The sequence below is a fragment of the Gilliamella sp. LMG 34359 genome (genome assembly GCF_984569085.1).
On the sequence record NZ_OZ474906.1, the window covers coordinates 1,036,419 to 1,059,183 of the forward strand.

At 37.6% G+C, this 22,765-nt stretch carries 11 protein-coding genes; 3 read left to right on the forward strand and 8 right to left on the reverse strand.

The genetic code is table 11. From position 1 onward, the window contains the following. Positions 1-281: 281 nt before the first annotated feature. Complete coding sequence (locus AC5LXV_RS04890) at positions 282-1,670, reverse strand: MFS transporter (RefSeq protein ID WP_110434458.1); 1,389 nt, start codon at positions 1,668-1,670, stop codon at positions 282-284. 144 nt (positions 1,671-1,814) lie between these two features. Then, complete coding sequence (locus AC5LXV_RS04895; protein WP_493467521.1) at positions 1,815-3,218, reverse strand: glycosyl hydrolase family 32; 1,404 nt, start codon at positions 3,216-3,218, stop codon at positions 1,815-1,817. A gap of 284 nt (positions 3,219-3,502) precedes the next feature. Between AC5LXV_RS04895 and AC5LXV_RS04900 the strand changes: the two genes are divergently transcribed. Beyond that, the gene (locus AC5LXV_RS04900; protein ID WP_110434456.1) at positions 3,503-4,489 is read left to right on the forward strand and encodes a LacI family DNA-binding transcriptional regulator; all 987 of its coding nucleotides are present in this window, start codon (positions 3,503-3,505) and stop codon (positions 4,487-4,489) included. A 501-nt stretch (positions 4,490-4,990) separates the two neighbouring features. Next, positions 4,991-5,887 carry a DMT family transporter gene (locus AC5LXV_RS04905; RefSeq protein ID WP_110424206.1) on the forward strand — a complete coding sequence of 299 codons (897 nt, stop codon included), beginning with the start codon at positions 4,991-4,993 and terminating at the stop codon, positions 5,885-5,887. A gap of 48 nt (positions 5,888-5,935) precedes the next feature. Here the strand turns inward: AC5LXV_RS04905 and AC5LXV_RS04910 are convergent, their stop codons facing one another. Both AC5LXV_RS04910 and mprF read right to left on the reverse strand, forming a co-directional pair. After that, entirely contained in the window at positions 5,936-7,216 is a 1,281-nt protein-coding gene (locus AC5LXV_RS04910) for a virulence factor family protein (protein WP_493467522.1), read from the reverse strand. Between the two features lies 1 nt (position 7,217). Continuing rightward, the gene (mprF, locus tag AC5LXV_RS04915; RefSeq protein WP_493467523.1) at positions 7,218-9,821 is read right to left on the reverse strand and encodes a bifunctional lysylphosphatidylglycerol flippase/synthetase MprF; all 2,604 of its coding nucleotides are present in this window, start codon (positions 9,819-9,821) and stop codon (positions 7,218-7,220) included. Between the two features lie 341 nt (positions 9,822-10,162). On the opposite strand from mprF, the gene AC5LXV_RS04920 reads away from it, so the two are divergent. Continuing rightward, positions 10,163-10,825, forward strand: a complete 663-nt coding sequence (locus AC5LXV_RS04920; RefSeq protein ID WP_493467524.1) for an HD domain-containing protein — start codon at positions 10,163-10,165, stop codon at positions 10,823-10,825. An 84-nt stretch (positions 10,826-10,909) separates the two neighbouring features. Here the strand turns inward: AC5LXV_RS04920 and AC5LXV_RS04925 are convergent, their stop codons facing one another. The 4 genes from AC5LXV_RS04925 to AC5LXV_RS04940 form a co-directional block, all read right to left on the reverse strand. Then, the gene (locus AC5LXV_RS04925; RefSeq protein ID WP_110434452.1) at positions 10,910-11,833 is read right to left on the reverse strand and encodes an AEC family transporter; all 924 of its coding nucleotides are present in this window, start codon (positions 11,831-11,833) and stop codon (positions 10,910-10,912) included. A gap of 20 nt (positions 11,834-11,853) precedes the next feature. Next, positions 11,854-14,511 carry a bifunctional uridylyltransferase/uridylyl-removing protein GlnD gene (gene glnD / locus AC5LXV_RS04930; RefSeq protein WP_493467525.1) on the reverse strand — a complete coding sequence of 886 codons (2,658 nt, stop codon included), beginning with the start codon at positions 14,509-14,511 and terminating at the stop codon, positions 11,854-11,856. Positions 14,512-15,143: 632 nt separating this feature from the next. Next, a complete protein-coding gene (locus tag AC5LXV_RS04935; RefSeq protein ID WP_493467526.1) occupies positions 15,144-16,493 on the reverse strand; it encodes a hypothetical protein in 1,350 nt (449 codons plus the stop codon). Further along, positions 16,490-22,756, reverse strand: coding sequence for a protein kinase domain-containing protein (locus AC5LXV_RS04940; protein WP_493467527.1), 6,267 nt, complete (start codon positions 22,754-22,756; stop codon positions 16,490-16,492). Before AC5LXV_RS04940 ends, AC5LXV_RS04935 begins: the two co-directional genes overlap by 4 nt. Between the last annotated feature and the right edge of the window lie 9 nt (positions 22,757-22,765).

Below are 22,765 nucleotides of genomic sequence, written 5' to 3' on the forward strand. Positions count from 1 at the left end.
TAAATAATATTGAGGCATTATAGGTGAATTCAAGCTGTAAAACAAGTTAACTTATTTTACAACTTGATTTGTTTCTTGTCGGTTTTGCATATTTTAACGCAACTATAAGAGTATCAATGAGATGTTTTATTTTTTATGCAGATTGTTAAGGGCTAATATTGTCGCATATATTGCAGTAAACAGTGGTAATTGAAGATTTATTCGAACTTGCGCTGTTATTACCGTAGATTAATCAAAGAGAGGGAGTAATAATAAAGTTATCAATCCCTCAGCTTTATTAGTTAATAGACATTGTGCGTTCTTTGCGCGAGATCTTTGATGATGTCAGGGTAAATTTTTTCTAAAGTATAAAAACGTAATAATAGAATGGTGATAGCACTCAATACTAATGGGGAATAGATAAATAAAACTTGTAAAGTAGTTAGTACACTTTCAGGTTGATTGGCAACATCAGTGGCAATATAGCCGGCCATACCTAAAACCCAGCCAATGCCACCGGAAGCAATACCACTGCCTAATATGGCACTAAAACTTCCGCCACTGTAGACTAAACCATCGTTTCTAATGCCAAATTTCCATTCACCGTAATCAATGGTGTTGGCTAACATGGAATACGCATTTCCCATAATCGGTGCGAAACCGGCTCCGCGTAAAATAGTGCCAATTATAGCGACATAAGTATCATGCGGAGCAACTGCCATAATAACGCTACCTAAAATAATGGTTGCCATACCGACAATAATAAAGGTTAAACGACTCATGATTTTTAAGATATAAGCGGAACACATCAAAACCATCACTAACGGTAAGGCAAAAGCCATATTGATTAAACCAATAAGTTGACTGTCAGCCAAAAGATATTTTGCATAATAGACACCCACCCCATTGATTAGTCCTAATATACTGAAACTCACTAACATGGTGAAAAACATGGTTACCCAATACTTATTGGCTAGCAGGGTTTTTAATGACACACCAAGTGATGGCGCATTATATTTGAATTGATTGATCGGTTTAATACGTTCTTTAGTATTAAAAAAAGTATAGAAAAAAGTAAGAATTAAAATTGCTGCATAAATTATCATGGTTAACTGCCAACCGCGTTCACCTCCACCAAAAAAATCGACCATAGGCAGTGTGATATAGGGAATGATCAGCATACTTGCAAAATAGCACAGCATACGATAAGTATTTAAACGACTACGTTGATAAGAGTTTTGTGTCATTAATGCAGCTAGCGTACCATAAGGAATATTGCTTGAAGTATAAATAATCCAATGGATGTTAAGTGTAATGGCGGCAAAAATTAGTAATGCAAACTCACTCCAATTTTCTGGTGCACTAAATACCATTATCAATGATAAACCAAACGGAATTGTTGACCATAAGATCCAAGCCCGAGCTTTACCATGTTTACTTTTTGTTCTATCAACAATAAAACCCATAACGACATTAATTACAGCATCAAAAACACGTGAAAATAGTAGCACAGCACCAAGTAAAGTCGCTGAAACGCCTACAATATCGGTATAATAGTAAAGAGCAAAAGTTCCCACAGTCACCCCCGAGAACCCCGTTGCAAAGTCACCAAGTCCATAGGCAAGTTTTTCTTTAAATGAGATGTCTTGGTCAGCCTGTTGACCATTATTATCAATTACAGTTGTATTCATTATGATATCTCCAGAGAAGTTTCCATGTTTAGATTACTGATGATAGTCGCCTATCTAAACCAAGGCTTTGATCACAACTAACCGATAAAAGCCTTGATAATGGTGATCATCTAACTTGCTAGTTAAATGGTCTGATAAGTGCGATTACCATTTTTCTGGAAAACATCCTTCATTTGAAAAAATATTATTTTTACAGGTTACTGTTCCATCACTGACAGCGATTGCTAAGCCACTACCTAATTGATCATAACCACGGACATTGAGTGCAGTGCCATCAATGTATAAAGTAAATAGCGTATCATCGGCAATGATCTGTAAGTCATATTCGCGATCAGCTTGAAGATGAATAGGACGCTCTAAACCTTTATTCATCACCCGATACCAAGGGTAACAAGGAGTTTTATCAAAAGTTAAACGGTTATCAACCAGTGAAAAAATAAAGTCATAGGATTCGCCAGTATGTTTATCTTTCATTAAACGAATGGAAAAATCACGAGTATCCTTACTAAATTTTAGCGTTGTAGAAAAACGGAAGGTTTTATCGGTGTTTTCAATTAATAACTGTTCTTTGCGTGCATAAGGTGATGAGAGGGTAAAGTCATCAATTTTTTTTGGATGAGTAAAGCAGTTCCACAAACTGTCAACTACTTTTACCCCAAGGGTATGATCCGCTTTTTGATAAACTTCATGAGGAACAAAAGTACCCGCCCATTGGAAATTTTTTAAATCATCATTGTCTTCTTTGGTTGGAACCCAACCGAACAGGATACGGCGTTTACCGTCAAATGCGGTTCTCGCGGCATAATAAGCACGACCGTCAAAGGCATCATCTTTAGGGGTAATCCATGGACCTTCTAAAGATTGGCTCATGACGTAGCGAGTTTTACTTTGATCGCTATATTCGGTATAAACTAAATACCACCAATCGCCAATTTTGAATAAGTCAGGCATTTCAATCATGGTGTATTTACCCGCTACCCAAAAATCGCCTTGGAATTGCCAATTTTTAAGATCTTTTGAAGTGAATGCCACCACTCGACCTGATTGTTCCGTTTTCTGACCTTGTAATCTCGCACCTAATATCAATAAATATTCTTGTTTTTCGTCATTCCAAATTACCCATGGATCTCGCCAATCGCTAATGTCATAACCTGGTTGGGGAGTTAGAGTTATCAGTTCTGAAGATTTATGCCATGTTTTAAAATCGTCACTCCAGGCATGTAACAAGACTTGTGAGGTTTTTCCCTCTTTTTCCCAATTACGATTGTAACCAGTATAAAAAGCATGTCCTTTACCTTCTGCTTCAAACACACAGCCAGCATAGATAAACTGATCAACATCTTGTTCACCACCTTTCTTAATCGAATCGCCTAAATTTTGGTAATTAACAAAATCAGTGGTTGTCGCCAGTGACCAACCAAAAGGTTCACCGAAAGGGCAAGGATTGCGATTGTCACGCTGATCATAAAGATAGAAAACGCCATTCTTGCCAAATGGCATAATATCGCCAACCCAATAACCTTTTGGTTGATAATGTAATTTTTGCATTTTTTTACTCCTTTTTTAGGTGTGAGGAAATGACATTGCGTTGTCATTTAATACTGAAACAATTTATTTCATTTCATGTCAACCGCGTTCATATGTCAACCGAGACCACAATTAAAATGCTAAATTTGTGAGGGACATCACTTATTCAAAAGTGAATTTGTGATCAATGTCACTAAAATATTGGCTGACAAAGGGGTAAAGCAATTCAATTACAATGATTTACCTCATAACAAAAAGCTTTATAATTATCAGCGAATAATATTAATAATGATTAAAGGATGATTATGAAACTAAGTAGAGATGATGTGGCTAAGTTAGCAGGGGTTTCACCAACCACGGTTTCTCGAGTATTAAATAATCGTGGCTATATTAGCGCAACAACTCGTCAACGTGTTCAAGATGCGATGGAAACCTTGGGCTACTATCCCAATGAATTAGCACGTTCATTATCAAATAATAAAAGTAATTTGATCGGTTTAATTTTTCCCAGTTTAACTAATCCTTTTCAAATGGAGTTAATCAGCTATTTAGAGAGAATATTATCTCGTCAAGGTTATAAAATATTAATTTGCAATAGCCATCATAACCAAGAAGAGGAAAAGAATTTTTTATCCATGCTGAGGCGACATCAGGTTGAAGGGGTAATTGTTAACTCCATGAATGAAAATTTAGCTGATTACCTAATCCCAGATCTCAATATCGTATCAATAGATCGTAAAATTAATGAAACGATACCGGTTATTTCGTGTGACAACTACGCTGGGGGATATCTGGCCAGTCAACATTTGATCAATCAAGGTTGTAAAAAGATTCTGTATATTGGTTCGATTACCAATGATAAACATGTCGATATGGATGCTAACAAGCGCTATCAAGCTTATAAAGATAGCATTAAAGTTGCCGGACTTAAGCCGATCACACTTGATATGGATTTTTCAATCAGTTATCAAGAAAAATATCAGCTAATCAAACAACGTTTACAGTCGCAATCTATTGATGGAGTACTGGCTGATGATTCCTCAGCCATCGCGACAATTAATGCCGCAAGAGACTGTAAATTATCTTTACCTTCACAATTAAAAGTAGTGGGATTCGATGGTGCAGAATTAACGCTACAACATATGCCATTTTTGACGACAATCCGTCAACCAATTTTACAAATTGCCCAAAATGCAGTTTCGATATTGTTAGCAATGATCAATGGTGAACCCTATCAGAGTATAACCAATTTACCCATTAGCTTGTATCAAGGGTACGATAATTGCATTTAAGTAATTTGCTCGCTAAAAAATGGTATTTTGGTTATTTAATCTGAGGAATATGATAAAAATGAAAAAAGATCTAAAAATTAAATCATTATAAATCAAACAAATAATAAATTTTTTAGAAAAATATGAATTTTTTTTAAAATTAGTTGGAACTTTTTATGATTTAGTTTGTCTATATATTCAGATTACGTTAATTCATTTTTTTGCCCTCCACTCAATTCGTTGAGTGGATTTTTTTTATCTACAATTCTAGTTAGATCTCACACACCTTGCAATATCCGCACTTTTCTACTGACCATACCATGGATAAAATAATTGCTATATCAAACTTATTGAACAATAATTAACAGTACGTTAATATCTAACGATTTTAACTTTCGCATAAAATAGCGTCATTTCAATTATTATCAAGGCTTATCTTTTGCTTATTTTGTTGGTCTAATTTGGCTAATAAATATTAGGGTAATCAATGACGTATCAATAATAAGTGAGCAGAGAATTTTCATGTTATTTTCATCGAGAACAAAAGGGCACCTGATAGCGCTGATGACAGTATTTATTTGGGGAATAACCTATGTGGCAACCAAAGTATTACTGACAGATTTTAAACCCATTGAAATTCTCTTTTTTCGCTTTACCCTAGGTTATGCCACACTTTGGTTATTAGCGCCACGCTTTTTTGCTTGGCAGGGGATTAAACAAGAGTTAATGTTCCTCGGTGCCGGATTTTGTGGGGTGACATGTTATTTTCTTTGTGAAAATATTGCGTTAACCTATACCACCGCCTCAAATGTTGGGGTGATTACCACATTGGCGCCGGTGTTTACCGCAATTTTGGCGATCTTCTTTCTGAAAACTGAAAAACCCGCTAAAAGCTTCTATATCGGTTGTCTATTTTCGATGATTGGTATTGTGTTAATTACCTTAAATGGAAAATTTGTATTATCAGTTAATCCACTTGGCGATTTACTGGCGGTATTTGCTTGTCTATTTTGGGCATGTTATTCAATTTTAACCAAACGAAGTAGTAATTATGGTTACAATATTATTTTACTGACGCGCAGATTCTTTCTTTATGGCCTAATGTTTATGTTGCCAGCGTTATATTTATTTGATTTTGAATGGAATTTGTCAAGATTTAATCAACCCGTCAATTTAATCAATATTTTATTCTTAGGTGTTGGTGCATCGGCTATCTGTTTTGCCTCTTGGAATTATGCGGTGAAATTAGTCGGTGCGGTAAAAATTAGCATCTATATTTATTTGGTACCAATTTTGACAATTATTAATGCGGTTGTTATTTTAGATGAACCTTTTACTTGGATTGCGGCAATTGGAACTTTATTTACGCTTAGCGGCGTGTTGTTGTCTGAAGGGAAAATCAAACTTAAAAAGCATTAATATTTTATTAATGCTTTGACTTAAAAAATGTTACCTAAAGTGCCACGATTACTGTATGCGCTTATCGATTGCTTGCATAATAACTTGCCCTAAGTGCTGATAATTTTCATCAAAATGGTGGCCACCCGGTAATCGAAATGCTTCGCCTTTCATCTCCGGTTGTAAGCAACCGGTATCCTCTTTCTCTTCTTCACCATAAATGCAAAATAATTTATTTGCCGGAATTTGATTCACTTCAGGGGCAGTTTTCATTTCATCGCCCGATTGCCCCAACCAACCACTGACTTCGATTTCAAAATTAGCTTCTTTAGAAAAGGCAATCATAATCAAAGCTTGCACACTTTGTTGATCTTCTTTGGATAATCGATTGTAGAGCGCCGGTAAGATATCTCCCCCAAAGGAATAACCAGCTAAAACAAATCTATTAATCCCCCATTTATCTCGATACTCTTGCATTAAATTGGTTAAATCTTTAGCACTCCGTTCAACCGAACGATGTTGCCAAAATAGCTTTAGCGCATCGACACCAACCACCGAGTAACCATGGTTAGCCATATATTCAGCCGAAATTTTGTCTAAATCACGCCATCCCCCGTCACCGGAATAATAAAAGGTAACACTGTTAGGATGGGGCTGTTGACCTTTAGCCGGTAATTCAATCACCGGTAATGGTTCATGCTCGCCAAATAAAATAGAGGATAAATGTAAACTTAACAACTCAGTTGGTGATGCCTGATACTCACCAATTTTGGTGGTGACTTTGATCTTTTTTTGTTGGCGAGGAAAAATGGCAACTTGTTCATCAGGTGGATTATTCCAAATCACTTGCCAGATTCCATGACTTGCTTGTGTAGGTAAAGGTGCGTCACAATCTTTATGGTCTAAAGTAAATTCAATCGATAAAGCTTTGGCATCATCATTTTGTTGCTTGCTTAACCAGCGATAAGCAAATGCCGCACCTTCTTGCATACCGGCAACAACAAACTTATCTTCATTTAAGATTTTCAGTGCCTGTTCGAAGCGTGTTTGCTGTTCGGTACAACTTCCTTGCGGTTGTAATTCAAACTGCACCAATTTAGCGCCCGTTGATTCAGATAAGGTTAATAACTGATCAGCGGTAAAATGGTTATCTTTGGTTGCAACAATAATAGCCGCGGCTTCGGCCGATTGTTTTGGTGCAGCCGATAAGATAGAAAAATTTTGACTGACCGTAATCGTATCTACAGAAGCGCTGCGCTGATTTTTATAAAAATACCAACCGACGGCTATAGATGCTGTGATTAATAGTAACATCACGAAGAATAAAACATAACGTAGGATTTTTTTCATTTTATTCATTCTTATTCTGCGTTAAATTTGATTTCCCGCCTGAAATTAACATCGTGGTGTCAATTAAGGCGACCAAAGGATCAAGTCCTGCCGGAACTGCCATATAACGTGGTTGCCAATGGGTGGCAAATTTTTCTTTAAAGCGACGCAAACCTTGGAAGTTATAAAAACGTCCGCCACGGCGAAAAACTAACGCGCCTAAGCGTTGGATCATCGGGGCACCACGTCGCCTTTGCATGCCGGCAAGTGGCACCATACCTAAGCTAAAGTACTGATACCCTTTTTCCTGATAATGTAAAATCAATCCTACCATTAAAAATTCCATAGTTGACTTAGGAATATCTTGGAGAACTCGCATTAAATCAATGCTGGCACTATAGTTTTGCTCGGTTTCTAATAGATTCACAAAAGCAATAATGCGACCTTGGTACTCAATCGCGGCAATGGTGAAATTATCTAAATAGGACTGCGAAAAAGCGCCTAATGAGAATTGCTTTTCTTTTGCCTGTTTATTTTTCAGCCATGTGTCCGAGACTATTTTTAGTTGATCTAGCGGTGCAGTACCAGGCGGATAAAATTTCAAACTCAGGCCATCTCGTTGCCCGCGATTCCAAGTATATCGTAGATCTTTATAACCTTTTGATGTTAAATCAAACTCTTGTAAATTAACCAATGCTTCCTCGCCAAGTTTGATCACTCTAAGTCCTATATCCATATAAAAGGGGAGATTGTTTGCGTTAACTTGATAGAAAACAGGACGTAAATGGTGTTGATCACAAAGATCTCTAAAGGCCCAGATTAAATCTGCTCGGGCATTATCATCGCCAATTGGATCATAAAGAGCAACCATACTTCGTCCGCGCCTTGCATACATAATAAAAGCGGTTTTTGATTGATTGAAGAGTAAGGATTTATCTCCACTCATCGCTAGCCCACCTTCGGGTTGTTTTGAGTTTAGGATGATCTGATGAGCTTGGTTTAACTCCTCTTTAGTGGCAATAGTTAAGATCGGTAGTGCCGGTTTGAATAACCAAAACAACATCACACCACTTAATAATATCAAACTTCCTAACGCAGCACGTAAGGCTCGAGGAACATGGCTATCTAATTCAAATTGCCACCATAAATCATGACTATATGGAATATCTTGATAGATAAATAAGATAAGCCAAATAAATAGGATAATTAAACCAAAGCTAACCACAAAGGATTTTAATGAAAAAGGTAAAATGCTTAATCGACTTTTACGATAAAACGCATCTCGAAAATAGCCCAAGAGTATTGCGATGGTTAATAATGTCGCCGCTTCAATCCAGTGTAAACCTCTTAACAACGAGCAGATACTACCCAATATCAATAATATAACCGATAACCCCCAAGCAGAATAAAGCCTGCGACGCAATCCCATTGCCAATAATAGGCATAACACACCGATTAAGCTGGCAGTTAAATGGGCAAAATTGACAATTTTTTTCGGAATAAAGGTACTGACAAGATGATGATTAAATCCCGGGATAACACTTGAAAACATCATCACCACGCCGGCAAAGAATACTGCTGTCGCCATAATTGTTGCCGCAATGCCGGTATCAGTTTCTTTAACTTGTGGGGCCGATAGAAAGTGTTTACCTTCATTAATTAATAACAAAATTCCTGCCGGAATTAGCGGTAATAAAATATAGATCAACCGATAGATGACGAGAGCAATCGTTAAGGATGCGGTACCAATTTGCGATGAAAAAGCGGCTAATATAATCGCCTCAAATATACCAACTCCGCCAGGAACATGACTAAGCACCCCAGCCACTAACGCTAGAATATAAATCAAGATAAAAGTGATAAAGTTTGGTTGATTTGGTAGTAAAAAGTAGAGGATCGCCCCAGCTAAAATCGTATCAACTAACGTGATTACAAGTTGACTGCTAGCTAAGCGCCAGTTAGGTAAACGGATTTTCCAATGAAAGATTTGGTATAACCGCGTATCGTTATTGGGTGTTGCCGACAATCGGTGCGCATGTAAAAAAAGCAAAACACCGACATAACTAAGCAACACCACACTAGCCATTATTTCAATACTCATTGCCGAAATATGGAGGGCGATCACGCTATTTTTAATATCAATTAAAGCTGCGATTGCTGCTAATAACGGTAAGGTAAAGCCTAGCGAAAGGGTCACAAAAATCGACATCCGTGCCACATCAATGGTGCTAAGTCCATATTTAAAATAGAGCCGACAACGAATGGCGCCACCAGATAACGCGGATAACCCGACAGCATTACCAATGGCTGAAGCACAAATTCCCCCCATTATAATTGTTGACGGTTTTAGCTTAACCCCTGCATAACGTGCCGCCGACCATTCATAGCCAATCAACATGCTATAACTGGCTATTGCCGATAAACCCGAAAGCAAAATTGCATGATAAGGAAGTTGCTGTAGTGCTGATTGTAAATCGTTAAGATTGATGGTTTTTAACAAATGCCAACACACTACCAATGCAATACAAAAAATAGATAGTCCAAATAGTAGAGCGATAAATTGACGATATCGAGTGAAGCATTCTATAAGCTGCCAAGGCAGAACTTTACGTGCTGATATTTTCACTTAATCAACTCCAGTTAGTTGCAGTGATAATGAATTTTCATTAAGGCATTCTACCTCTCGAAATTAGTGAAAACAATTGAAAGAAATTAAAGAAAATATAAAAAAACATTAAATACAAGGAATTTTTTAGTAAATTAGATTAAATAATCATCAGTCTCAATATTAAATTCGATTAATTATTCGTTTTAAATAGATTTTGTGTTTTTTTTGCGAAGATTTCTGTTTTATATGTCAATCTATCCTTTAAAAGGATAGATAGCGGTTAAATGCTAGCTGCGTTAAAATAAGTCATATTCAGACATTAAATAAAATATCACCCCAATTTTAATAAGCGTAATAACATGACAATAACACCCCAACAACAAGCCACCCTAGAGAATGTTAAAGCATTTGTCAAACAGAAGCTTTCACATGATTTCTCTGGCCATGATATGGCGCATATTGAGCGAGTGGTAAAGTTAGCCAACAAAATTCTCAACCATCAGCCACAAGCAAATGCCTTTATTGTCTTGATGAGTGCCTATTTGCATGATGTTATTGATGAGAAAGTGATTGCAGATGTTGACAACGCGATTAATGAATTGCAGGACTATTTGCGATCACTCAATTTAACCACTGAGGAAATGCGTGCTATTTTCGATATTATTGAAAACATGTCCTATCGAAAAAACCTTTCACAAAAAACAACACTATCATTGGAAGGGCAAATTGTTCAAGATGCTGATCGTCTTGATGCAATTGGGGCGATTGGTATTGGGCGTACTTTTTATTATGGTGGTAACAAACATAATATCATGCATGATCCCAATATTTTGCCTCGCACCAAGCTCAATGAAGATAATTACAAGCAACCAAACACGGTAATTAATCACTTTTATGAAAAACTATTTTTACTCAAAGATATGATGAATACTCAAACCGCTAAACAAATCGCCGAGCAGCGCCATGAAATTTTAGTCAAATTTGTTAAACAATTTGAACAAGAGTGGCTTGGCAACGATTAAAAGCTATCCCAACTCAGGCTAAACGCTTTTTATCCATTAGGATTTCGTTGGCGTGGTTCAATGCGCTTTAATCATGCTCTTTGTTTAAATCGGAATAGGTGCGCCAACCAATGAGAGTACAATTGGTAAGGTGATCAAACTTAACAAGGTACTCACTAAAGTGGCACTAGATACCAGTTCTGGATGAGTATCAAATTGTACCGACATTAAGGTCGTATTGGCGGCACTTGGCATGGCGGCTAAAACAATAAGAACCTGTTTATACATTGGCGAAAGTGGCATAAAGTACACCATCGCAAATGCAACCATTGGTGAAATTACCATCCGAGTAGTTAAAGCAAATGATAGTTTTGGGTAATCGAGCTGGGTAATTTTGATTTTCGCTAATTGCATACCAAGAATAATCATAATGATCACAATCGATGAGTCACCGATCATACCAATCGAGGTCATAATCGATTTTGATAATGGAATGTGGCCAAGCTGGAAAATAATGCCGGCAAAAGCCCCATAGGCAACTGGCATTCGAATTACTTTTCGAATCACATCTTTTTGACTGACAATATCACTATGCGAACTGCCTTTTGCCGCATAATAAATGCCAATGGTGCTCATAACAAATTGTTGTAACACCATCATAATAACGCCTAAATCGAATCCCAGTGTACCAAAAAATACCAGTAATACCGGCGTACCATAATTACCATTGTTCATAAAACATGAACTTAAAATCAATGCACAGCGCTCTTTGACCGAATAGCGCATAATGATTGACCAAATGCTAACAATCAATACCAACGAAACACAGAGTCCAAAGATATAAACAATATAGATAAAATAATCGCTAGTTAAAGTGTGGGTATAAAAGGTTTTAAATGCCAAAAAAGGTGAAAGCACATATAGTGACATTTTAGAAAGATTGGCGACATCAAACTTCAGAACTTTTTGCGAAATAAATCCGACAATAAAAATACAAAAAATAGGAAACAAGATAATAAAAAATTGCATAGTGTTAATTTTTTCGTTAATTAATTTATTGAATCTATAGCCATTACTATCGATTCGCTTAGTTTCTGACAGGTGTTATCATCAAGGGCTTTGTTGTGTTTATCGGTTAGAATAAACAGATCTTCAATATGTTCGCCAATGGTGGCTATTTTAGCACTCCTTAGCGATAAGTCTAATTTTGCAAAGACTTCGCCGACACAAGCAAGTAATCCTGGCTTATCAAGGGCGATTAACTCCATATAAGTATGGTTGTCATTAAACGATGAGATAAAGTTAACTTGCGTTGGCACCGAAAACGAACGTAATCTCTGTTTAGTGGGTTTAATCGTTACCCCTTTATAAACCGATTGATTGAGCACTTTATTTAAGGTTTGAATAATATCTTGGTGACGATTTTCTGGCACCACTTGGCCATTAGGTTCAAGTACAATAAAGGTATCAAGCGCCAAGCCATTTTTATTGGTAATAATTAATGCATCATGAATACTCAAATTTAACATGCTCAACGCATTACACACAGCGGCAAATAAAAATGGTCTATCGGGTGAGTAGATAATGATCTCGCTGCCACCATGATGCGGTTTAGGATTAATGGCAACTAAAGTTTGCTGTAAATCTTTATTTAATAACAGCTCAGCATGCCAAACAATCTGCTCGACGGTATAGCGTAAAAAGTAGTCAACACGATAATCCTGCCAAAAATATTTAATACTCTGTTCATTATAATTTTTGGCAAGCAATTCAGTTAGTGCTTGCTGTTTATGTTGTCGCGCAATGCTACGTTGCTCTGGTATTTGGTGAATACCAGAATCAAATGACCGTTCAGCGGTTAAGTAGAGTTCGCGCATTAAGCTCTGTTTCCAGCTATTCCATAAGGTTTCATTAGTAGCACAGACATCGGCTACGGTTAAACAGAGCAAATATTGCAAGCGTCGTTTACTTTTGACCAATTGTACAAATTCACGAATAACTTCTGGATCTTGGAGATCACGATTTTGGGCAGTTACCGACATCAATAAATGGTAACGAACTAACCAAACAATCAAATCAGTATCTTTAGCATCTAATTCATGCAATTGACAGAAAGATTCCACCATTTTCGCGCCAATTTCCGAATGATCGCCATGTCGTCCTTTACCAATATCATGAAATAATCCGGTAATTACGAGTAATTCCGGTTTGGATAATTCGGCAAATACCTTTGAACTATTGGGGTGTTTTTGTTTCCCTTCTTCTGTACGTAAAAGATCCAGTTCTAACAATAAGCGTATTGTGTGTTCATCGACAGTATAGGTGTGAAACAGATCAAACTGCATCATCCCAGAAATTTGTTGCCAACCAGGTAGATAAACCGCCAAAATCCCATATTGATGCATAGGTAAAATCGCCTTTTTAATAGCATCAGGATGTTTGATGATTTTTATAAACAATTTTCTGGCTTCCGGCTGCTCACACAATAGATAGCTTAATTTTCGTCTTGCAGAACGAAGTTGCCGAATGGTATTGGAGTAAAGCCCGGTAATTTGCGGGTTAAGCAAAAGGGTATAAAACAGCTTAAGAATCATCACCGGATCATCTGTGAAAACACGATTATGTTTAACATCAATTAGATTATCTTTGCTTTGGAAATGCTCATCAATATCATAGGTTTTATATTGTGAATAACGTTTTAATAGTGACTCATCGAATAATTGCAACAGCATCTGATTGAGTTCGGTAATATTATGTGCCACCCGATAATAATCATGCATCATGTTTTCAACCGGAGCGTTACCTTCACCGCTATAACCTAGCATTTTAGCGATACTTAATTGACGATCAAACAGCAGACGGTTGTCATAACGATTAATAACGCAGTGTAAAGCAAAACGCATGCGCCATAAAAATTTACGACATGCTTTAAACTCTTCAACTTCTTCTGGCGTTAAATAGTCAAAATGGGTAATTTTTTGTAAAAACTCGCCGCCAAAATGGCGGATAGCTAACCACTGAATAATCTGCATATCCCGCAAGCCACCCGGGCTATTTTTTAAATCGGGCTCTAGATTATAGGTGGTACTATGATATTGTTGGTGCCTTTGTTGTTGCTCTTTAATTTTGGCTTGATAAAACGCCGGTGAAGGCCAAATTTTATCACTAAAAATATAGGTTTGAAGCTCCTTAAGTAATGACTCACTTCCAGCAATCAACCGTGATTCAATTAAATTAGTCATGATAGTGATATCATTTTTAGCTTCTTGCAGACAGGTTTTTAATGTTCTGACACTATGACCAATATCCAGATGAAGATCCCAAAGCAAACGAACCAAATCGCCTATCTGTTTTTCAAGCTCTTTGGTTAGTGAGTTATCACTTAATATCAAAATATCAATATCAGATAAAGGATGTAGCTCGCAACGCCCGTAACCACCAACAGCAATAAGTGCAATGCGATTTTTTTTCAAGAGTGATGAAACGTGTTCGGGAACTTGATAGTAATGCCATAATCGTTTAAGTAGTTGATCGATAAATTGACTACGCAAATGGACTAAATCATCAATATCAACATGGTTTCCAAATTGAGTGATCGACCATTGTTGAAACGCATCGAGTTGCTGTTTTAGGTAGGGGACAGTGATTTGCTCATCACTAAAATCAAGCGGAGAGATAGAATAATGCGTACCAGTCATAGTCATCATATCAAATTAAGCTAATTCAATAGCCATATCGTCCCGCGATTTTAAAGGAGTGTCAAGTTACAATACTTACACTTTTTGCTTAAATGTCATTGCTGCCTTTTTAAGTGATTATTTACTATTGTTGTAAAAATAATTGAGGAGTTTATACCATCAGCCGGTATTAGTTGAGGAAAATGTAAGTGGAATTGATGTGACTGAGTTATTTTTAGTAGTTCTTCGGTTGATGTAGCAATGGTTGAATCTGAAGATGATTGGGTAAAAGTTTACAAGATATTATCTTTTAATAATCTGATTTAATTAAATATATTAAAAATTATGCGGTTAAACAAAGTAAGAGGGCTAGATTTTATTACCACAAAAGCTCGTTAGTATTTTTTAACATTAGGAAAAAGAAGAGTGTAGAGAACTATTTACTCATCAAGGAGGAATATGCAAACTGAGGGGGGATATTGCAAAATATTGGTCACCGGTGGTGAATAACTCAGTTAGCCAAGCAGTTTAATTCCGACCAACCAAATATTGCTTGGTTAAGCGATATCAGTCACCTCAATAGCAATGGTGGTTGGTTATGTCAGTGGCTGATTATCGATTTGTATAAACGACATATGGTTAGTTTATAAACCAGTCGTTATCTATCTTTTGGTAGAAGTTAATGTTGTTTGCGATGTCGTTCCTTCTAAAGCATCATTTTCAGTGGTTGTAACAGATTTTAGCGCCACAGCACCAACAGGTAATGCTTTTTCAATTGTTAAGTATGAACCTTGTTTGGCTAACCATTGCTGTAACTTATGAAAATCACCACACCAAAGGGTTTCTATGTCGTTATCACGTTGTTGATTATTTTCGCCAGTCAATTTAACTGCTCGTATCTGCATGCGTGCAGCTTCTGCTTTACCAGCTAACTCAATACCGTAGCCTGGTGTAGAAGGATTACGTAAAACTAATCGTCCATCTTTCACCCACTTAGTATCCATACCATGTCGAACTTCATAGCCAAGACTAGCCAATCCTTGCAAAATAGCTTGTTGTCTGTAAGTTGCTACGTTTTTTTCGGTTATTTGTGCCAGTGTTTGTTCACAGTTATCAATTAATTCTTTCAATTGGTTAATATTAATCGTATCAAGTGTATTTAAATCAAAATCTAAAGGTTCCACTGTTTTTTGATTTAATTCAGCTATTAATAATTCCAATTGTGTCTGTAATGCATTCCTCTCCTTGGCCTCTTTAACTGCTTGAGCCAAGTCTAGCACAATACTATCAAGCAGTAGTTTTTGACGGCTATCTACTGGTTGTTGCTCAATGGCATTTGAACGCTCAATAAATACCTCATAAATCTCTCTTTGCTCAAATGATAATTCAGCAAGATAGTGTTCAATTTTTTGAATATAAGGATCTTTCTGTAATTCAATATGATGTTTTTCTAGCCAACTTGCAAAGGTTTGCGTGGTATTATCTTCCACCATACGATTTAACAAAGCTTGTTGCTGTTGTGATAGTTCTGTGGTGTTGTTAGGTTTGAGTAAACTAAAGGCTTTAGTTAAAAGCTGATTAATATTACCCTGATATTTTCCTTTAATTGCAGCCTGTAATTCGTTATTGAATTCATCTGAGATAGCTATTTGTTTATGATTTAATAAATTAACCAGAGCTTTGATATTTTCTTTGGCTTGCTTTACTTCAATAGCATGCTGGCTTTTCGCTGCTATCTTTAATTGTCGACGTTTAGCAATATCATCGTCTAGATTGGATATTGCCACCAAAACCTGTTTGGGTATTTCTGAGAAAAGTTTCTCTTCAAACATCTGATCAAAGTTTTTTCGTGTTGCAAGGATCGCTTCATAATAATTTTCATCTGTTTCTCCCAGCTTGACCATCGATTTTTGCCATTGTTTGATCGCTTGATCAAGACGGGCTAAATGGCCTTTACAGGTAGCCGTGATTTCTTGTTTCGTAGTAATTCTGACAACTTTTGGTCCACTCATTGACTTACCTCAGGTGTTAATACTGTTTCAACTAACGTTTTTAAACGTTGCTTTTCTTGTTCTTTATTTGCATACCAATTACGTGATGAAATGCGTAAAATGTTAGGAATTGCCTGTTTTAAAACTGATTGTCGCCAAATATCACGAGCTCGAGCATGGGTTAATAATGGATTAATCGGGGCATCACATTCAATGCCGATACTGTAGAGTTTGGTCGCCGGATCCTCAATCGCAAAATCAAGCGCGAATACGTCATTACAGGATTGTCGCATATATCCAACACCCAAAGACTGGATAAAGGCTTCAACATCATCCAGAAAGGCATCTTGTTGCTTAGTCTCAGCGTTTTCAAGAACAAGCTGGCTATTGCCTGCAACTCGATTAAGTAAATCGTTACTATAGTCAAAATGACCCTCTGATAGCGCTTTAGCATAAGCTAAATAGCATTGTAAATAATCTCTTGGGTTAGTGGCGATCTGTTTACCGGATAACATGTCAGAAATATCGTTTATTGGCATAGAGGAGACCAGAACGACTTTTTTACGAGCTCGTGTAATGGCAACATTGAGCCGTCTTTCCCCCCCTTGTTGACTTAATACACCGAAATTACGTCTAAAAATTCCTTTCTCATTACAGCCAAAGGTTGTCGAAAATACAATAATATCACGCTCATCGCCCTGTACATTTTCAACATTTTTAATGAAAATGGACATATCTTCGCCTCTATCCATCCGTTGATTTTCTTCTTTATAGATGTAGGCAAACTTTTCATCGTCAGCGGCTTTTTCATAAAAGAGTTTCTCAATTAAATCTGCCTGTTTTTTATTAAAGGTAACAACGCCTATAGAAGGACGTTCATCCAAAGAGTGTTGCCAAATTTTCGATACTACTTGAACCACTTTTTGGGCTTCTTTAAGATTGGTTTGCTGTTCATAGACACCATCTGCCCAAATATATTCTATAGGCTGAGCTTGTTTAATCGTATCTAAAGGATGACGAACCGGTATATTTAATTGATTCATATAAAAAGCAGCATTTGAATAATCGATTAACTCTCGATATGCCGAACGATAGTGAATTTGTAAGCTCGTGGTAGGTAACACCGAACGTGCAAGTTGCAATAAATCAGGACAATCCATAATTTCTTTTGAGTTCCATTGACCTTGCAATACCTCTTGCTGCTCTTCAGCGGTTAATTCAGCGGTTAAGTTTAGATCTAAATCTTCCTCAAGCTCTACTTGAGAACTAAAGAAAGAGCTAGGTGGCATTTGCTTTTCATCGCCACTGACGACCGCTGCTTTACCGCGATAAAGTGCTGGTATTGCATATTCGATCGGCATTTGAGAGGCTTCATCAAAAATAACCACATCAAATAAGCCTGATTTTAATGGTAATAGTCGGCTCACAATATCGGGATTCATTAACCAAATAGGCCTTAAACTCATGAGTCCTAACGGTTCTCCTTGCTCGATAAACTCGCGTAATCTTCTTGCGCGTTGCCCGGTTAATCGTGTGATATCCTCCCATTGTCTAGCACTCGCTAACTTTTTGACAGGAATGTTGTGCCTAAACAGAGTCTTATTTAACTCGCGGATCTTTTGATCGGCCGTAGCTAAAGCCTGAATTTGTTGTTGTATTTCATCCTCATTAGTGAGCAGTACGGGGTTGTCTTGCTCAATACGGGTTTTCCATGTCTGTTTAGCCTCATAATCTAATAATTGTCTAAAACTTTTATCGAGCGCAGTCACAGCTAAATTGCTTAACTCTTGCTGATAATGCCTTAAACGTTCAAACAATTTCATCGCTTTGGTTGATAATTGCGGAACTCGTTTTCTAAAGTATTGGTAAGCTTCAAGGGTATCAAGTACACGGTTAATTTCTACCAGTAATATAGGTGAAACAGCATTGTTTTCGATGGCTGTTTTGCAGTTTGCATAGAATGCATCTTCAAAATAATTTATTAACGGCAGTAATGCCTCTAATGAGGCTTTGCGTGCAGCATATCTTTCAAAAGCGGTATGATAATCATTTAATAAGTGTTGAAATGCCACTTTACTTTGTAGAACTGACTTTTCCACTTCTTCACTGTGCGGGGCAGCCATAATCCTTTCTGCCCACTTTTTTACCTCTTGTAAACTTATTAATGTTTCATTGACAGCATTTTTAATATTAATATTGCTATGGTTGTCAGGCACAGGCAGTTGTAGTTTAGCGAAAATCGCCTGTATTTCTTGACGAATGGGGCGATATTCTTGTTCAAGCACCAAAGCATTATAAAGCTTAACAATAGCCTCTACATTCGGCAGTTCGCCTTGTGATATTAAATAAGCTAATAACGTTCGTTTTGCTTTATAGCGTTTAATACTTAAAAAACTATACCAAGGCTTAGGTATGACCATCAGTCTTGCTTTGTTTGTTAAATCATTTAATACATCAGACTCTAGTAAACATAGTCTAAGCGATAAATTACACCAACTGCTTTCAGTTAACAGAGCTAAGCGCTCTTGCAGTAGAGTCAGTTGCCTTATCAGTGAGTCACCGTCTAGCTCAGCCGAAGTCTGGGCACTTTGTTTAAACAAAATTAACCATTTAACTAACCGCGATCGAATACTTTCTGAAATGGTTAGAAAATGATTTCCCTCAGTTTCAATCCATTGCTGGTAGGGTTTGGGATTGTCTATTTCAAACCGCGCGCTGCTACTCAACTTATTGATTCTTAGTTGTTCAACGGTTAAAAAATAGCTAAAGAATTTTTTAAAATCCTCTAGCGTTGCTAAATCATGGGAAAATGCTTTTAGATGAATTAATGGGCTATTTTCATAACTGGCTGGCAACCAAAAACGCACCAACGGTGCACACTCATTTTTCAAAGCCATTAACTGTTGTGGATTGCAATCACTTAGCACCGATCTTAACTGAGGCGCCGCAAATAACTGATAGTGTTGACTTATGCCAATTAAATCAGCAAGTAACTCTCTATAACTTAACTGTGTTTGCGGGTCTGTTTGATGTAGTGCCTGATGATAACTATCTAAACGATTTTCTAAATCGGTAATTTGGGCGGCAACTTGTTTACGTTTTTCGATCCAATCGGTTCTTTTAGGAGATTTAAATAATAAATCCAGTTGTTCACGGATACTATTAATCACAGAATTTCTATTCGCATTAATATCATTGATCATAATACTGCGTGCATCTAGTCCTTCGGCGACTAAGCGTTTATAGACGACCTCTAAGGCGGCTTTTTTCTGGCAAACTATCAACACGGTTTTATTTTGGCCAATCGCATCACCCACCATATTTACAATTGTCTGGCTTTTACCTGTCCCTGGTGGTCCTTCAATTAATAGCCCTGATTGCTGTCTGGCTTGTAAAACGGCATTTTCTTGCGAAGGGTCACTAGCTACTGAAAAATAGCGATCTAACTCTTCAGGTTTTTCTGGAGTCTGTGCAACTGCTTGATAAGGTTTTAATCGCAGTGCTGTCTCTAATGCGGTATTAACCGGTGATAATTTCTTTAAGCGATTAAGATCTTCACCGATGGATTGACCTAAGAAGTTTACATCAAATAAGACCGCTGAACATGAAAAGCACAATTCACCACGCTCAGCTTCAACGCTAATAGGTAGGTTTTGTACTTGTTGAGACAATACATGCCCTAAAGTAGCCAAGGCATCCATGACTTCAAGTGTCGTCAGTGCAGATCTAGCGAGTAACTCATCTATAACGTTTTTACAATTCTCATACAACGCCTTTCCTAATATGCCTTCTAATGCAGGATTAACTCTAATCTCTTCACGTTCATTATCAAAAGCTAACGTAATACGATTGCGAGTGCCCATATCATAATTGAGTTTAATCGGCCAAAGTAATAGCGGAGCAATACGAGGTAGTCGATAGCTATTAGGCTCTTGATAAAGTAAAAAGGGGAATCCCATGTATAATCCATCAATTCCGGTATCTCTTTTATAGAGATTGGATTGACGGTGTAAATTACGCAACTGATACTCTATGAAGTTGTTGGCTTGAAAAGCGGCTACATCGATGGCTTGCTGTCGGTTATTGCGCTGAACAATATGATCGAGCAATTTACTCGCTGACGTTGCTTGGGTACCCAATAAATGAATATCGACACGTGCAGTGTACATTCCTAGGCGCATTCTCACCAAAGGACCTTGCAAGATAGATGTAGTGACTTTTTTATGGAAAAAATCAATAATCTGTGAGGTATACTGCCGTTTATGTGGCTGTACCCATTTTTCTGGTGCAATACTTAATAAAACCAACAACCTTGATAATGGCATGCGTTTTTCAAGGCGGTATTGTTCTGCCCACTGATCTACTTCATCCAAACCTGTGCTGGCAAATCCGGTGATCCTTTCATTTAGCTGTTGATAAAGTGTTAAACGAGGCTTGGCGATTAACGCTGTTAACGCTTCATCATCAGCTATATCAATACGCAATTTTTTTCCTAATGCTCGTGACTCCTTAATGACGGTATCTAAGGATTTAAACTGCCCAAGTTCAGCACTGAGTAAAACAATTAAATCTTCTTCGCTAATGGTTCGTCGCTCTAACAATGACAATATCCCCGCATTATTCGCAGCGGGAAACAGGGCATTTTTCTCTAACCATAACGCGGCTAATTGGGCTCGTGAAGCTGATAACAAATGAATTCTTAAAATTTCTTCATCAAGTTTTATTTGTAAATTTAATGCGCGCTGGCGAACCACATTAGCTCGCTCATGTAAACGCCATAACCACACTTCAGACGTTTTTAGTAAGCTTGGAATAACGCCTGTAATAAGCTGGTAACCGTCATTATGATGTTGCAATAGCCAATTTGGTGTGACAATATCACCGTTGAGAATGAGCGGCATATCTGGATTTAAGATCTTTAAAACCACCATCAATTGCATATCTGGGGTTAAATCCTGCTTACGCATCACCTCTCTAATAGTAGCTAAGTTAGTTGCGTCAAAAGCTGTTTGCTCCAACCATGTAATCAAATTACCTCGGGACAAAAGCTCAGTTGCTTCCTGCCAATTAACTGGGTTAGCCGCATTTAACGCAAATAATTTAATTCTATGGTAGCTTTTTCCTGCTAAGAAAATACTCTTATCAAGATCAACTTCTTGCACCGTCGATGGCAAATTTTCGGCGGCTTCTACCGCTTCGCCATTAATCCATGCTTGAACTTCAGGCCATTGCCAACGCTGATGATGGTCTTTGGTCAGCAGTCCTCTTAATAGTAACTGTAACCGTGGATCTAAAGTGGTTGGTATATCTATACCATTGGCCAATACTTGAATGATAAATGCTTGGGTGTTAAGTCCGACAAAGCAATTACCTTGGGTCAATTGCTCCAGTAGAATCATGCCCAAACTCCACCAGTCGGAAGCAACACTTACACCACCGGCGACGACTTCTGGTGAGGTATAAAAGGTAGTTGCCAAAGGCGATATGACTTCTAAATCAAATTCGGAGAGCCTAGCTGAACCAAAGCCTGTGATCACCAAATCCAAAGGCTCTTTGGTACGTACTAATAAGTTATTTGGTCGTAAATCACAATGACGTAAACCTGCAGCGGTAAATGTATTGAGTGCTTGACCTAACTCAGTCATGACATGACGAATAGTATCCATGTCATTTATGACCATACCAAGGTCAGCTAACATACCACCGGTTAACTCTTCTGCCACAACATAAGCCTGATCGTTCCAACGACCTTTAGCAATAATTTCTGGCACATGTTCACGAGGCAGGTTACGTAACACCTCATACACCTCAATATTAGGCTCAGCACCAGCATGATAAAGTGTTAATACCGCCCGTTTTTCATCATGCAATCTTTTGACTAAGTAACGTTGACACACTCCATCAGTTTGGTTAATGAGTTGCAGTAATTGCCAATCATCAATGGTCGTAATTTGGGCGTCGGTTACGTGTTCTTCTTGGTCAGAAGGTAGTTGTTCTCTATTTTCTGAACTATCTATCTCGGTTGTCTCGGCTAAATCTGCACCACACTCCATGCAAATTAAATCACCAGCCTCCATGATATGACCATTAACACAGAGCGCTACATGATTTTGTGGTAACACATCATTAACCGTTACAACACTTTGCGGGCGCCATCCTGCTTCACTAATAGTAACGGCTGACAAATCCCAACCGCAGGGTTGACCATTGATAGTTCCTTCACAAAAAATCTCTTGAAGAGATCGCTCGGTTTGACAATTAGGACAAAACCGCATCATCGCCATGCTAAAATC